Annotated in this window: 13 protein-coding genes; 4 read left to right on the plus strand and 9 right to left on the minus strand. The window is 62.3% G+C overall.

Features of this window, described 5'->3' with window-relative positions; genetic code table 11:
* Positions 1 to 342: hypothetical protein (locus tag PSEUDOMOFG3G_RS07205; protein WP_373685066.1), on the minus strand; the 342-nt coding region annotated here is incomplete at its 3' end.
* A 163-nt stretch (positions 343 to 505) separates the two neighbouring features.
* Positions 506 to 1,453, minus strand: a complete 948-nt coding sequence (locus PSEUDOMOFG3G_RS07210) for an AraC family transcriptional regulator (RefSeq protein ID WP_076383875.1) — start codon at positions 1,451 to 1,453, stop codon at positions 506 to 508.
* 202 nt (positions 1,454 to 1,655) lie between these two features.
* Here PSEUDOMOFG3G_RS07210 and PSEUDOMOFG3G_RS07215 point away from each other — a divergent pair, with 202 nt between their 5' ends.
* The gene (locus PSEUDOMOFG3G_RS07215) at positions 1,656 to 2,393 is read left to right on the plus strand and encodes an SDR family oxidoreductase (RefSeq protein ID WP_047230449.1); all 738 of its coding nucleotides are present in this window, start codon (positions 1,656 to 1,658) and stop codon (positions 2,391 to 2,393) included.
* A 96-nt stretch (positions 2,394 to 2,489) separates the two neighbouring features.
* Here PSEUDOMOFG3G_RS07215 and inhA read toward each other — a convergent pair whose 3' ends face one another.
* On the minus strand, positions 2,490 to 3,176 hold the full coding sequence (gene inhA, locus PSEUDOMOFG3G_RS07220) for an isonitrile hydratase (RefSeq protein WP_139049517.1): 687 nt from the start codon (positions 3,174 to 3,176) through the stop codon (positions 2,490 to 2,492).
* Positions 3,177 to 3,275: 99 nt separating this feature from the next.
* Here inhA and PSEUDOMOFG3G_RS07225 point away from each other — a divergent pair, with 99 nt between their 5' ends.
* Positions 3,276 to 4,268, plus strand: a complete 993-nt coding sequence (locus tag PSEUDOMOFG3G_RS07225) for a GlxA family transcriptional regulator (protein WP_139049518.1) — start codon at positions 3,276 to 3,278, stop codon at positions 4,266 to 4,268.
* Here PSEUDOMOFG3G_RS07225 and PSEUDOMOFG3G_RS07230 read toward each other — a convergent pair.
* Together PSEUDOMOFG3G_RS07230 and PSEUDOMOFG3G_RS07235 are read right to left on the minus strand one after the other, a co-directional pair.
* Positions 4,237 to 5,139: an alpha/beta fold hydrolase gene (locus PSEUDOMOFG3G_RS07230; protein WP_139049519.1), complete on the minus strand. Its 903-nt coding sequence runs from the start codon at positions 5,137 to 5,139 to the stop codon at positions 4,237 to 4,239. The two genes, PSEUDOMOFG3G_RS07225 and PSEUDOMOFG3G_RS07230, sit on opposite strands and share 32 nt — an antisense overlap.
* 28 nt (positions 5,140 to 5,167) lie before the next feature.
* The gene (locus PSEUDOMOFG3G_RS07235; protein WP_139049520.1) at positions 5,168 to 5,545 is read right to left on the minus strand and encodes a hypothetical protein; all 378 of its coding nucleotides are present in this window, start codon (positions 5,543 to 5,545) and stop codon (positions 5,168 to 5,170) included.
* A gap of 604 nt (positions 5,546 to 6,149) precedes the next feature.
* Here PSEUDOMOFG3G_RS07235 and PSEUDOMOFG3G_RS07240 point away from each other — a divergent pair.
* Complete coding sequence (locus PSEUDOMOFG3G_RS07240; protein WP_139049521.1) at positions 6,150 to 6,512, plus strand: DUF6124 family protein; 363 nt, start codon at positions 6,150 to 6,152, stop codon at positions 6,510 to 6,512.
* Between the two features lie 153 nt (positions 6,513 to 6,665).
* Here PSEUDOMOFG3G_RS07240 and PSEUDOMOFG3G_RS07245 read toward each other — a convergent pair whose 3' ends face one another.
* From PSEUDOMOFG3G_RS07245 to tam, 4 genes are all read right to left on the minus strand, one after another.
* Positions 6,666 to 8,489 carry a glycoside hydrolase family 15 protein gene (locus PSEUDOMOFG3G_RS07245; RefSeq protein ID WP_139049522.1) on the minus strand — a complete coding sequence of 608 codons (1,824 nt, stop codon included), beginning with the start codon at positions 8,487 to 8,489 and terminating at the stop codon, positions 6,666 to 6,668.
* Positions 8,482 to 9,282 (minus strand): glucose 1-dehydrogenase, encoded by an 801-nt coding sequence (locus tag PSEUDOMOFG3G_RS07250; protein WP_076383881.1) that lies wholly within the window; start codon positions 9,280 to 9,282, stop codon positions 8,482 to 8,484. The genes PSEUDOMOFG3G_RS07245 and PSEUDOMOFG3G_RS07250 overlap by 8 nt, the downstream gene beginning before the upstream one ends.
* A gap of 107 nt (positions 9,283 to 9,389) precedes the next feature.
* Positions 9,390 to 10,523: a cupin-like domain-containing protein gene (locus PSEUDOMOFG3G_RS07255; protein WP_139049523.1), complete on the minus strand. Its 1,134-nt coding sequence runs from the start codon at positions 10,521 to 10,523 to the stop codon at positions 9,390 to 9,392.
* Between the two features lie 76 nt (positions 10,524 to 10,599).
* A complete protein-coding gene (gene tam, locus PSEUDOMOFG3G_RS07260; RefSeq protein WP_047230458.1) occupies positions 10,600 to 11,370 on the minus strand; it encodes a trans-aconitate 2-methyltransferase in 771 nt (256 codons plus the stop codon).
* 144 nt (positions 11,371 to 11,514) lie between these two features.
* Between tam and PSEUDOMOFG3G_RS07265 the strand changes: the two genes are divergently transcribed.
* The gene (locus tag PSEUDOMOFG3G_RS07265; RefSeq protein WP_139049524.1) at positions 11,515 to 12,249 is read left to right on the plus strand and encodes a thioesterase II family protein; all 735 of its coding nucleotides are present in this window, start codon (positions 11,515 to 11,517) and stop codon (positions 12,247 to 12,249) included.
* Positions 12,250 to 12,512 lie beyond the last annotated feature (263 nt).

Consider the following 12,512-nt stretch of genomic DNA (forward strand, 5'->3'; position numbering starts at 1 on the left):
AGCGGCAAGTGCCTGCCCAGGTGTGCGGTCGGAACCATCAGCGGCAAGTGCCTGCCCAGGTGTGCGATCCGAACCATCAGCGGCAAGTGCCTGCCCAGGTGTGCGATCCGAACCATCAGCGGCAAGTGCCTGCCCAGGTGTGCGGTCCGAACCATCAGCGGCAAGACTCTGCCCAGGCGTGCGGTCCGAACCATCAGCGGCCACAGGCTGCTGATATCCGAGCGTTTGCGTAAAGAAACGGTCCTGCTGCTGGCTGGGCAGGGCAAAGGCACTGACGCTCAGGACGAAAGTGGTAACGGCGATCAAGGAACTGAAAGTTTTCATGGCGATGACTCCGGTCATATCAAAAGGGGTTGAGTGCCGGGTCGTTCAGATGTCGCGATCTGCTGAACCCGTTGCAGCCCGGACGGTAGTCTTGCTGCATGGGTTCAGAGTAGGGGCGAGGAGGGGGACGCCGTTAGACGGATACTGCCCTTGGTTTGCCTGATCCTGTTTGTGTGCAGGATCAGGCGCGACTCATCTGCAAGGCCTCGGCACGTAGCCGGGCGATGTCCTTGCTCGGCGAGGCCCCGAATAGACGGCTGTATTCGCGGCTGAACTGCGAGGGGCTTTCATAGCCCATTTTGTAGCCGATTGACGAAACGTCGCTGTTCTCCGCCAGCAGCAGCCGTCGGGCTTCCTGCAGGCGCAGCTGTTTCTGGTATTGCAGCGGGCTCATGGCGGTCACGGCTTTGAAGCGATGGTGCAATGCCGAAGGGCTGAGATTGATCATTTGTGCCAGGCTATCGATGCTCAGCGGCTCGGCATAATGGTTGTTGAGCCACTCGATTGCGCGACTGATACGGTGGGTTTGCGTGTCGGGGATGGCAATTTCGTGCAAGCGCTGGCCCTGGGCACCCCGTAGCAGGCGGTAGAAAATTTCCTGTTGGGCCAAGGGCGCGAGCGTGGCGATATCGTCCGGACTCTCCAGCAGCCGCAGCAAACGCAACACCGCATCGAGCAGCGGCGCGTCGATGCGGTCCAGGAATAGTCCTCGATCGGTCCGTTGGGCCGGTACCCCAATGGGGCTTGCGTCGGCGATCAGACGGCAGATCTGCGCCGGGTCGATATCCAGGCGAATGCACAGGTAGGGGCGCTCGGGGCTGGCTTCGATCACCTGACCCGCCAGCGGCAGGGTGACCGAGACCACCAGGTAGTTGAGCGAATCATAGACGTAGCATTCATCCGCCAGCCGAACCTCTTTGCGCCCCTGGACGATCACGCACAAACCGGGCTTGTGGATCGTGTGCAGGGCTTCGGTGGGCTGGTCGCTACGGATCAGGTGCAAGGTCTCGATGGCGGTGGGATGAACGCCGAATTCCGGGGCGAAGCGCTTCATCAGTTCCGCCAGTTCGGTGCGGCGCTGGTTGACGCCGTCCTCAGGCGTTACGTGTATGGACGTAGATACCGACATGCCGATCTATCTCCCTGGCCAAATGGGTGGACCGCGCTAGTAAAGCCGATTGTGCGTCCGGCGACCAGAGGCGGTTTTATCGCTACAGGATCGTGCAAGGGCGCAGGAGGATCCGGCTAACCCAGACACGGATCTGCTCCCTAATCTGGACCTGTCAAAACGCTCCCATCGGGGGGCCATACATCCAGACGAGGAAACCATCATGTCCGCTATTCAAAACAAAGTTGTGGTGATCACCGGCGCCAGCAGCGGTATTGGCGAAGCCGCCGCACGTTTGCTGGCCGCCCGGGGAGCGCGAGTGGTGCTGGGTGCGCGACGCGTCGATCGCTTGCAGGCGCTGGTGCAGGAACTTGAAGCCGACGGCCAGCAGGCTGCTTGCAAAGCTGTGGACGTGACGCGCCGTGATGATGTGCAGAGCCTGATCGACTTCGCTGTCGAGCGATTCGGCAAGGTCGATGTGATCGTCAACAACGCCGGGGTCATGCCGCTCTCCAAACTCGAGGCGCTGAAAGTTGACGAGTGGGATCGCATGATCGACGTCAACATTCGCGGCGTACTCCACGGCATCGCCGCTGGTTTGCCTTTGATGCAACGCCAGCGCAGCGGCCAGTTCATCAACATTGCTTCCATTGGTGCCTACACGGTCAGCCCGACGGCGGCGGTGTACTGCGCCACCAAGTTCGCCGTGCGAGCGATTTCCGAGGGGTTGCGCCAGGAGGTCGGTGGTGACGTGCGGGTGACGGTGATTTCCCCTGGCGTAACCGAGTCGGAGTTGGCCGAAAGTATTTCCGATGAAGGCGGGCGCGCCGAGATGCGCGAGTTTCGCCGGATCGCCATTCCCGCCGAGGCGATTGCCCGGGCGATTGCCTACGCCATTGAACAGCCGGACGATGTGGACGTCAGCGAACTGGTGGTGCGCCCGACGGCCAGCCCGTTCTGAATTGAATCGATGCGGCAGGAGATTTTTCATGTCTTGTGTGGTGAGGGGATAAAACCCCTCACCACTTTTTTTGGGGGGCCTGATTGGCGTTGATCGTTATTGCAATGCCAATCGTGCCGCTGCCCGTTGAGTAATCTGCGAGCGCACCCGAAACGACTCTGCTGCGCGTCGGTTGGCTTCTGCCAGCACTTGGGACGGCGCAGTGTCCGGGCCGCCGGCGGTGAACGGCGGGGCAGGGGCGTATTCAAGCTGTAGCTGGACCAGCTCGGCGGTGTTCTGGTCGAACAGTTCGGCCGCCAGGGTCAAGGCAAAATCTATCCCGGCGGTGATGCCGCCACCGGTGAACAGGTTGCCGTCGCGTACCACACGGTCCTTGACCGGTGTGGCGCCCAGGGTTTGCAGCAGACTGTGATAAGCCCAATGGGTGGTGGCCCGTTTACCCTGCAATAAACCCGCCGCGCCAAGCACCAGCGAACCGGTGCACACGGAGGTGATGTACTGCGCGCGGGCCGCCTGTTGATTGATGAACGCCAAGGTCTGCTCATCTTCCATCAACGGCCCGACGCCGCTGCCGCCTGGGATGCAGATCACATCGAGCTTGGGGCACTTCTCGAACGTGGTGGTCGGTAGGAGTACCAGCCCGGTGCTGGCGGTGACTGGGGCCAGGTCTTTCCAGATCAGGTGCACCTTCACGTCTGGCAGCGAGGCGAGCACGTCATAAGGGCCGGTGAGGTCCAGTTGTTGAACCTGGGGGAATAACAGAAAACCGATCTGCAACGCCATGGCGCTTTCTCCTGAAGTGATGCCTGAGGGGGTGGACGGTTTAACTTTAGGCCCGTAGGCTCTGGCGTATACGCCAATAAGCCCACGAATTACGCCAATATGCCAAATCCACCGAAAACCGTTCATGTACTGGCCTTTGCCAACGTGCAGGTGCTAGATGTCACCGGGCCCTTGCAGGTTTTTGCTTCGGCCAACGACCTGGCACGCCAGCAAGGCTTGCCGTTGCCTTACGCCCCCACCGTGATTGCTGCCGGTGGCGGGGCGGTGATGTCGTCGGCGGGGCTCGCGCTTATGGCCGAGCCGCTGCCGAGCGAGGGTAGCGACACATTGCTCATCGCTGGCGGTTGGGGAGTGTACGAGGCGGCGCAGAACGCGGCGCTGGTGGCCTGGGTCAGGGACCATGGCCTGCGCTCGCGGCGCGTGGCGTCGGTGTGCACCGGGGCGTTCCTGCTGGCCGCCAGCGGTTGGTTGGACGGACGCCGAGTGGTCACGCACTGGACCCGTTGCGAACAACTGGCCAGGCAGCACCCGCAACTGCGGGTCGAACCCAACCCGATTTTTATCAACGACGGCCCGGTCTGGACTTCGGCGGGCGTTACGGCCGGCATCGACCTGGCGTTGGCCCTGGTGGAGGACGATTTGGGTCGCGCCATCGCCCTGGAAGTCGCCCGGCAACTGGTGGTGTTCCTCAAGCGCCCGGGCGGTCAATCGCAGTTCAGCGTGACCTTGTCATTGCAGAATCAGGGCAGTCGTTTTGACGATCTGCACGCCTGGATCGCGGAAAACCTCACCCAGGACCTGGGCTTGCCGAATCTGGCGGCAGAGGCGGGGATGAGCGAGCGCAGTTTCGTGCGTCACTACCGTGCCGACACCGGCCAGACGCCGGCGCGGGCGGTGGAGCTGATTCGCGTGGAGACCGCGCGCCGGCTGCTGGCCGACACAGCACTGCCGATCAAGCGGGTCGCGGTGCAATGCGGCTTTGGCAGCGAAGAAACCCTGCGCCGCAGCTTCCTGCGGGCCATGGGCGTGACGCCCCAGGCGTATCGCGAGCGTTTCGCGGTCAGCCCTCAAGCAGATCCAGCAATGCCCTGAGCGTGGCCTGGGGGGCTTCCTGGGGAATGTTGTGGCCGACACCGGCGAGCACTCGACGCTCATAGACACCGCTGAAATGTTCGGCGTCTTCGTCGAACTCAGGTGCAGGTCCAACGCCGTCATCGGCACCGCACAGGGAGATGCTCGGCACGCTGATGGCCGGTTGCGCGGTCAGTCGTTCCTCCATCCACTCCAGCGTCGGGTCGCCCGGTGCGTACATGAAGCGATGACGGTAGGAATGAATCACCACCTCGACGAAATCCGGGTTATCGAAGGACGGGGCACTGAGGGGATACAGCGCTGTGCCGCGTGTCCAGGTCGGTGACCACAGGCGCCAGAGCAACTGGCACAGTTCGCGCCGGTTCTGTGTCAGGCCCTCGACGCCCCGGGCGCTGTGGAAGTAATACTGGTACCACAATCTGTGCTCGGTCTCAGGGTCCAGCGGCTGAGTCGATCGGGGAATGTCCTGCACGTTATAGCCATCGCCGGTCACCAGGCAGCGAACCCGTTCGGGCCACAGCGCCGCCACGATGCACGCGGCCCGCCCGCCCCAGTCGTAGCCGCACAACGCGGCTTGGGGAATGGCGAGTGCCTGCATCAGGTCCAGCAGATCCTGGGCCAGCGCCGCTTGCTGGCCGGAACGCAGGATGCTCGGGTTATTGAACCGGGTCGGGCCGTAGCCGCGCAGGTACGGCACGATGACCCAATAGCCGCGCTGGGCCAGGGCCGGTGCGACTTCATCAAAGGCCCTGGGGTCGTAAGGGAAACCGTGCAGCAGGATCACTGGGGCGCCGCTGGCGGGGCCGTGCTCTTCGTAGGCGATGCGCAGCAGAGGCGTCACCGCGAAGTTGATTCTGGGCGCCTGGTTCATGTCGGTCTCCTGCACGGCTCGGTTGCCGTTATGCGGGTTCCTGATTCACATATTTGGCCCGATCCGGCGTGAAGGTCACGATCATGTTCGTGCTGGAGCAGGTCAGGGTGCGGTCCTGGGACAGATCGATGTCCAGGTCTTCACCGCGCAGGCCCTGCCATTGGGCGAGGTACTTGAGACAGCCGAACTTTTCGTTTTTCTTCAGGCTGCGGCTGACACCGCCTTTCCAGCCGAGCACCGGCAATTCACCGGCCAAGCAACGCTGCGCCAGCTCGGGAAACTTCAGCGCCCGGTCGCGGCCGATTTCCCAGCACTTGATCAGGCCCTTGTCCTGGCCTTCCCAGAGGTCTTCCCGGGTCAGGCCTGTTCGGGGCGGGGTGGTGATAGAGCGTTTTACATGGGTCATGTCAGATCCTTGAATCGGGTTTTGTCGGGCAGCTCCGCTGCACCCTTGAGTGCATCGATCTTAGGAGGGGTTTACAGGGCTGGCAACCTGAAACCGGCGGCAGCGATAGATGGAGAAATGTTGGTGCCCGCTTCTGTGGCGAGGGGATAAATCCCCGCTGGGCTGCGTAGCAGCCCCGAAAACGGTCAACTCGGTCTGTCTGGCAAAGTGGATTGGCCTATGGACGGGCTGCTACGCAGCCCAGCGGGGATAAATCCCCTCGCCACAAGGGTGTGGAGTTCCTACAAAAAAATAGGTGAACCGGAATTTTCCGACGAGTCGTGGCGGTTGCCGGTTCGGAAACGGCGGGGCTAGGCTGTGCCGGTCGCTGCAAAATCAGCGATCGGGTTTGGTCACCCGTCCAATGTCAGGCGCACACGCGCCAACCTCAGCATGTCGGCGCTTTTTTGTGTGCTTGTCGGTATGCTTTGCGGTGGGCTGTGCGCGGGGCACTTTCGAGTGCGCCGGGTGCCTGACTTCCCGGTTGACCAACCTGCGTATAGCCCACCACCCCTCGTTTGGTCACGAGGTGAGTGGGCTCAATTTCAAGTCAGGAGCTTCACAAATGGTCAAGATCACCCCCAACCCTCCACGCGCCGAAAACCTGTCCGCCTACACCACCCTCGACACCAAAAAACTCCGCGAAGCTGCTGACCGGGCGCTGAATGTTCACTTGTCTCCCCCAGCCAAACCCGACACCCAGGACGGCCAGATATTTTCAGTGGTCCCCGGCCTCAACACCGAATCCGTGCTGACCAGCCTCAGCGAAACCCTGGCTTCGGCCAACGCCATGGTCAGTGACCTGGCATTCGAGCTGGAAGGTTCCCGGCGGCATGTTGCGCTGGGGATTCAGCAGTTGATTGAGCTGGGTACGTTGCTGGCTGACCGTGCGTTGGATGACATTGAAGTGGCGGAGCCTACGCGATAGTCATTGCACCCTGTCCTCTGTGGCGAGGGAGCTTGCTCCCGCTGGGTTGCGAAGCGACCTCCCTTGTGTCCTGGAGATTTTGCGCCTGCTGCGCAGTCGAGCGGGAGCAAGCTCCCTCGCCACAAAAGATTTATGTTCATTCACACGTGCGACTCACGGCTGCCAATGCGTTTTGTCCCCGCTCAATTTGCGGTCCAGGAAACTGGCGGCGCTGATCAGCGCCAGGTGGGTCAAGGCCTGGGGGGTGTTGCCCAGGTGGTAGCCGTGGCTGTCGAACTCTTCGGCGTACAAGCCCAGCGGGTTGGCGTAGCGCAGCAGTTGTTCGAACTCCAGCTGGGCTTTTTCCACACGGCCGGCGCGGGCCAGGCATTCGACGTACCAGAACGAACACGCAGCGAACGAACCTTCAATGCCGCTGAGGCCGTCGACGGGGCTTTCGTCGTTGCGGTAGCGGTAGACCATGCCATCGCGCACCAGGTCTTTTTCAATGGCATCGAGGGTCGAGAGCCAGCGCGGGTCGCGGGCGCTGACGAAGCGCACAAGCGGCATCAACAGCATCGAACCGTCGAGGGCGGTGCTGCCCAGACGCTGGATGAAATGCTGTTGTTCCTCGCTCCAGAAATTTGTCCAGATGTCTTCATAGATGGCCTGGCGAGTCTGGTCCCAGCGGGCGAAAGGCGCGGGCAAGGAGCGTTTGACCGCCAGGCGGATGGCGCGATCGACAGCGACCCAGCACATCAGCCGCGAATGCAGGAAGTGGTGCTTCTCCCCGCGCATTTCCCAAATGCCCACGTCTTTGTCCTGCCAGATATCACAGACCTGATCGACCACATTGACGACGTGTTTCCAGCCCTGATGGGAAATGGCTTCGCCGTATTTGTTGACCAGGTACACCGCGTCCATCAATTCGCCGAAGATATCCAGTTGCACTTGTTTGTAGGCCAGGTTGCCGATGCGCACCGGCTTGGCATGACCAAAGCCACTGAGGTGGGGCAGCTCGACTTCTGGTAGCTCCAACCTGCCGTCCAGGCCGTACAGGATGTTGAGTTTGATCGGCTGATCGCAGCAGTCGCTGACCCGGCTCCGCAGAAAACGCATGTAGGCGTTGGCTTCTTCAACAAAGCCCAGGCGCATGAACGCGTAAACGGTGAAGGAAGCGTCGCGGATCCAGGTGTAGCGATAGTCCCAGTTGCGCTCGCCGCCACGGGTTTCCGGCAGGCCGAAGGTCGCGGCGGCAAGGATGGCGCCGTGTTTGCGTGAGGTCAGCAGTTTCAGCGCCAAGGCCGAGCGGTTGACCATTTCCCGCCAGCGCCCGCGATAGGTGGATTGGCCAATCCAGCCGCGCCAGAACGCCAGTGTTCGCTCCAGGCATATTGCGCTGATGTCATCCTGAAGCCGCGGGTCGTCAATCCCGCCCAGCAGGAACTCGGCGCTCTGGCCTTGTTCCAGCGTGAACTCGGCCACCGCCGCCCGGTCGTCCAGGGTCATGGCCTGATCGGAACACAAACGCAAGCCAGGTTGCCCCGGGGCTTCGAAGCAGATGTGATCGCCGTCACGGTGTGCGCTGGTGAGGCTGCGGGCGTAGTCGTGGCGTACCGCGCAGCGCATGCGAAACGTCGCGCTGCCGACGGTCATGCTCACTTTGCGGATCAATACCGGCAGGTCATCCTCGCTGTCGCCGATGGGCAGCAGGTCGGTGATTTCCACCACGGCGTCATCACTCAGCCAGCGGGTTTGCAGTACGTTGGTGTCAGGCAGGTAGATCTGCTGGCGACGGGCATTAGGCAGGTCCGGCGCCAGTTGAAAGATCCCCGCGTCCGGCGTGTCCAGCAGCGAGCAGAAAATCGAGGGGCTGTCGAATTCCGGCCAGCAGAAAAAGTCGACACTGCCTCGGTCATTCACCAGCGCAGCACTGCGCATGTCGCCGATGATGCCGTGGTTCTCGATGGGGCTTTGGGTTTCGTGATAGTCAGCCATTGCCGTGGAACCCCGGATAAAGGCTCATCCCGCCATCGATGAACAACGTGGTGCCTACCACGTAATCGGACAAGTCCGACGCCAGCCAGACCACCGCGTTGGCGACATCTTCCACATCGCCGATACGCCCGTAAGGAATCAGCTCCAGCAATTTCTGCTCCTGTTCGCCTTCAGTGACCTCGCGGTTGATGGCCGTGCGGATCGCGCCGGGCGCGATGCTGTTGATGCGGATGCGCTGGTGGCTGATTTCCTGGGCCAGACTCTGCATCAGCAGATGGACGCCGCCCTTGGAGGCAGCGTAGTTGATGTGACCGGCCCAGGGGATGCGCTGGTGCACTGAACTCATGTGAATGATTTTGCCGGCGGCCCGGGACACGCCCTGGCGAATGCCCTGCTGGTTGAAAATCCGCAGGGCGGCGCGAGCGCAGAGGAATTGGCCGGTCAGGTTGGTGCCGATCACGGTGTTCCAGTCCTCCAGGCTCATGTCGACGGCGGCGGCGTCTTTTTGCAGGCCGGAGTTGGCCACCAGGATGTCCAGCGTGCCAAAGGCTTCGACAGTCTGGGCGAACAGTCGCTCGACATCCGGCTCCTTCGACACATCGGCACCGACGGCGATGGCGCGTCCACCGTTGGCGTTGATTTCACGGGCCAGGTCTTGTGCCGGGCCGGCGCTGGAGTGGTAGTTGAGCACCACCGCGGCACCGGCGTCTGCCAATGCCCTGGCCGCGCCTGCACCAATGCCGGAACTGGCGCCGGTGACCAGGGCAACCTGTCGGGCGAGGGATATCTGCATGGTCTAGCACCTTGAGTTGAGGGCTTTACCTGCTGACTGGTATGAGGTGCGTGGAGTTCATTTGGGTGAAGCGATCTTCACAAAGGCAGCTCGCCTCAAGTCAGCGCTCACCAACCCCGCCCCGAATTCACCCAGAAGTTCACTGACAACGAAGTGGACACCGACTCCACCTGATGGAACCAGCCTTCAGGCAGGAACAGCAGATCCCCGGCCTCCAGCGTCACCCGCAGGAAGGTCACGTCACGGGCGCGGGGGAAGCGCTGGTAGTCCGGCGCGTCCGGGTTGAAATCGCAACCGTCCAGGCCGCCTTGGGGCGCCGTGGACCAGGTGCCGAGGGCTTCTCGGTGATGGGGGGCGGCGAGGGTGAAGATTTTCTGGCCCCAGACCTGGGCGAACAGGTTGTCGGTGTCGTCGCGGTGCAGCGGGGTGAGGGTGCCCTTTGGGCCGATCCAGATGCGTGGCGGGATGAACAGCGACGGGTCGAAGTAGGGCGGGTAGTTGATTTGCTCCATCAATTGCGCCGGCAGGATGTTGTTGCCCATGTAGGCTGGCGGCTCACCATCGGCGCCCTTGACCGCCGGGCTGTCCAGAGAAGTAATGAAATCGGCCATGGACGTGGAGCGGAAGTCCCGCTCGGTGGAGAAGGTTTTCTTCACGTAGTCGCCGTGGCGGGTGATGCCTTGCAGCTCGGCAAAATGCACCAGGGATTCTTCGCGGCTGAGCTTGAACAACGGCCAGTCCTGCAAGGCATTGCTGATGACCACCGGAATGCCATGGGGCAGGTAGCGCGCTTGAAACGCTTGCACCGACAGCTCGCTGCGCGGGCGACGCTCCACGCTGCGCTGGGTCGGCAGGCTGGCGGTGAGCTTTTCGCTGAAGCGCGGCGGGGTGGGATAACGCTTGTTCATGTCGACCTTTTCCACCGCGCCACTGCCGTGGCGGGCATGCTCGATGATCTGCGGCAACAACGTGGCCAGGCCCATGTTGCCGCCGATCTTCAGGCGTCCGCTGGCAAACAGCTCCTCGACATTGGCCAGGCCGGCCATGATCCCGAGAAAGTCCTTTTCCGCCACTTCAATGGTCACGTCGGGGCTGCTGTGCCGACCGGCCTGGGTGCGGCTGCTGGCTCTGACCTCGGACCAGTACGTCTGCTGGGGGCCGAACACGAATTGGAAAACACCTTCGATACCAACGGCGCCCGCGTTGGCGAACAGTTTGCCCAGAATGGTTTGCAGGTCCACGGCGGTCACTCTTGTGGGTTTTGGTCTGAGCAGGTAACGAGGGCCGGGACCGGAAATTTAACCCGCGCTGCTTCGTTTAGCGGGTCGCGACCATGAACACACGGGGGAAGGGCAGCAGTACCGTTCCATCGTCCATGGCCGGATAAGCCTGTTCAACGGCGTTGAGATACTGTTGCAGGTATTGCCCGCGTTGCACCTCATCCAGCGGGTCGAGAAACGGCCGCAAGCCGCTGCCCTTGAACCACTCCACCACGCCGGCGGCGCCCCCGGCCAGCGGGTGATGGTAGGTGGTGCGCCACACATCGACGCGGGTGCAATGGGGCTTGAGGATCGAGTAGTACAGGCTGGCATCGGCCACTTCCGTGCGCGTATCGGCGGCTCCGGCCAGTTGGCTGGCCCAGGGCCCATTGGCGGCGATTTCCCGCATCAAGCGGTGGGACGGCTGGTGCAGGGTGTCGGGCATCTGGATCGCCAGGTTGCCACCCTCGGCCAGTTTGCTGACCAGTGACGGCAGCAGGGTTGCGTGGTCAGGCAGCCATTGCAGCACCGCGTTGGCGAAGATCACATCGAAGGGGCCGGGTTCGTCCCATTGGCCGATGTCTGCGGTGTCGAAGGCCACTTCGGGCAGGCGCTGGCGGGCGGCCTGTATCATGTCGCTGGAACTGTCCAGGCCACGCACCGTTGCCCCGGGAAAGTGCTCCACCAATAATTCTGTGGAATTGCCGGGGCCGCACCCCAGGTCGATCACCGAGCGCGCCTGCCCCGGCGGGATGGCCGCCAGCAGGTCCCGGGCCGGACGGGTGCGTTCCTGTTCAAACGTGACGTATTGCTTGGCAGACCAGGTCATGGCGTTCTCCTTTGCGATGGGCGAGCCGAGATGCCGCCAGTATAGGGGGCGTGTGAGGCCATGGGGCAGGTACGGCGACACTGACTAATTCAGACTGTCGCCAGTTCGTTATCTTCCATACACAACTGATCGGAGAAAACCGCGGTGACTCAACTGACCTTGCTATGCCTGCCGTATTCCGGCGCCAGCGCCATGGTTTACAGCCGCTGGCGGCGCAAGGTGCCGCAATGGCTGCAGGTGCAGCCGGTTGAGCTGCCAGGGCGCGGGGCGCGTTTCGGCGAGCCGCTGCACACCGACATGGGCCCGCTGGCGATGCAACTGGCCCGGGAACTGCGCCCCACGCTCCAGGCCCCTTATGCGCTGTTCGGCCACAGCCTGGGCGCATTGCTGGCCTGCGAAATCGCCCATGCCTTGCGCGAGCTGGGTTGTCCGGAACCGGTAGCGCTGTTCGCCTCGGGCACCGCGGCGCCGACGATGCGCGCCGATTACGACCGCGGTTTTGCCACACCGAAAACCGATACCGAATTGATCGAACAACTGCGCACCCTCAATGGCACCAGCGAAGAAGTCCTGGCCAATGAAGAATTGATGGCCCTGACCTTGCCTGTGCTGCGGGCGGATTTTCTGCTGTGCGGGCGCTTCCAGCGGCGAACCCGAGCACCGCTCAAATGCCCGGTGCACGTGCTCGGCGGCACCACCGACAAGGCCAGCACCGAGCAACTGATCGGCTGGAGCCGGGAAACCTCCGGCAGCTTTTCGGTGGACATGCTGGCGGGCGGGCACTTTTTTATCCATGAGCACGAGGCCAGGGTGCTGCGCCTGATCAAGGATCAGTTGAGCGTGCATCATCGACGGTATGGGTTGGCAATCAGCGCCTGATGCACTGATTCACAAACAATCTGCTTTTGTGGCGAGGGAGCTTGCTCCCGCTGGGTTGCGAAGCGACCCCTACCAGGCGTCGGTTCTTTTGCGGCCGGGAGCTTCTGCGACTGCTGCGCAGTCGAGCGCGAGCAAGCTCCCTCGCCACGGATTTCCCTCTTTCCTGACCTCTATTCTCAAGCGCTAATTTTTCCGGTCTGCATTCGTTTTATAGGGACGACATGCCTTTGTGCCTTGTGCCCACTGATTCCGGATACCCAGAA

The organism is Pseudomonas sp. FG-3G (assembly GCF_901007645.1).
Lineage (GTDB): Bacteria > Pseudomonadota > Gammaproteobacteria > Pseudomonadales > Pseudomonadaceae > Aquipseudomonas > Aquipseudomonas rhizophila.

Excerpts from the sequence above, each read along its gene's own strand:
- PSEUDOMOFG3G_RS07235 (WP_139049520.1), bottom strand. The coding sequence starts at position 5,545 with ATGACCCATGTAAAACGCTCTATCACCACCCCGCCCCGAACAGGCCTG.
- PSEUDOMOFG3G_RS07245 (WP_139049522.1), bottom strand. The coding sequence starts at position 8,489 with ATGGCTGACTATCACGAAACCCAAAGCCCCATCGAGAACCACGGCATC.
- PSEUDOMOFG3G_RS07225 (WP_139049518.1), top strand. The coding sequence starts at position 3,276 with ATGCCAAATCCACCGAAAACCGTTCATGTACTGGCCTTTGCCAACGTG.
- tam (WP_047230458.1), bottom strand. The coding sequence starts at position 11,370 with ATGACCTGGTCTGCCAAGCAATACGTCACGTTTGAACAGGAACGCACC.
- PSEUDOMOFG3G_RS07210 (WP_076383875.1), bottom strand. The coding sequence starts at position 1,453 with ATGTCGGTATCTACGTCCATACACGTAACGCCTGAGGACGGCGTCAAC.
- PSEUDOMOFG3G_RS07250 (WP_076383881.1), bottom strand. The coding sequence starts at position 9,282 with ATGCAGATATCCCTCGCCCGACAGGTTGCCCTGGTCACCGGCGCCAGT.
- PSEUDOMOFG3G_RS07230 (WP_139049519.1), bottom strand. The coding sequence starts at position 5,139 with ATGAACCAGGCGCCCAGAATCAACTTCGCGGTGACGCCTCTGCTGCGC.
- PSEUDOMOFG3G_RS07240 (WP_139049521.1), top strand. The coding sequence starts at position 6,150 with ATGGTCAAGATCACCCCCAACCCTCCACGCGCCGAAAACCTGTCCGCC.
- inhA (WP_139049517.1), bottom strand. The coding sequence starts at position 3,176 with ATGGCGTTGCAGATCGGTTTTCTGTTATTCCCCCAGGTTCAACAACTG.
- PSEUDOMOFG3G_RS07215 (WP_047230449.1), top strand. The coding sequence starts at position 1,656 with ATGTCCGCTATTCAAAACAAAGTTGTGGTGATCACCGGCGCCAGCAGC.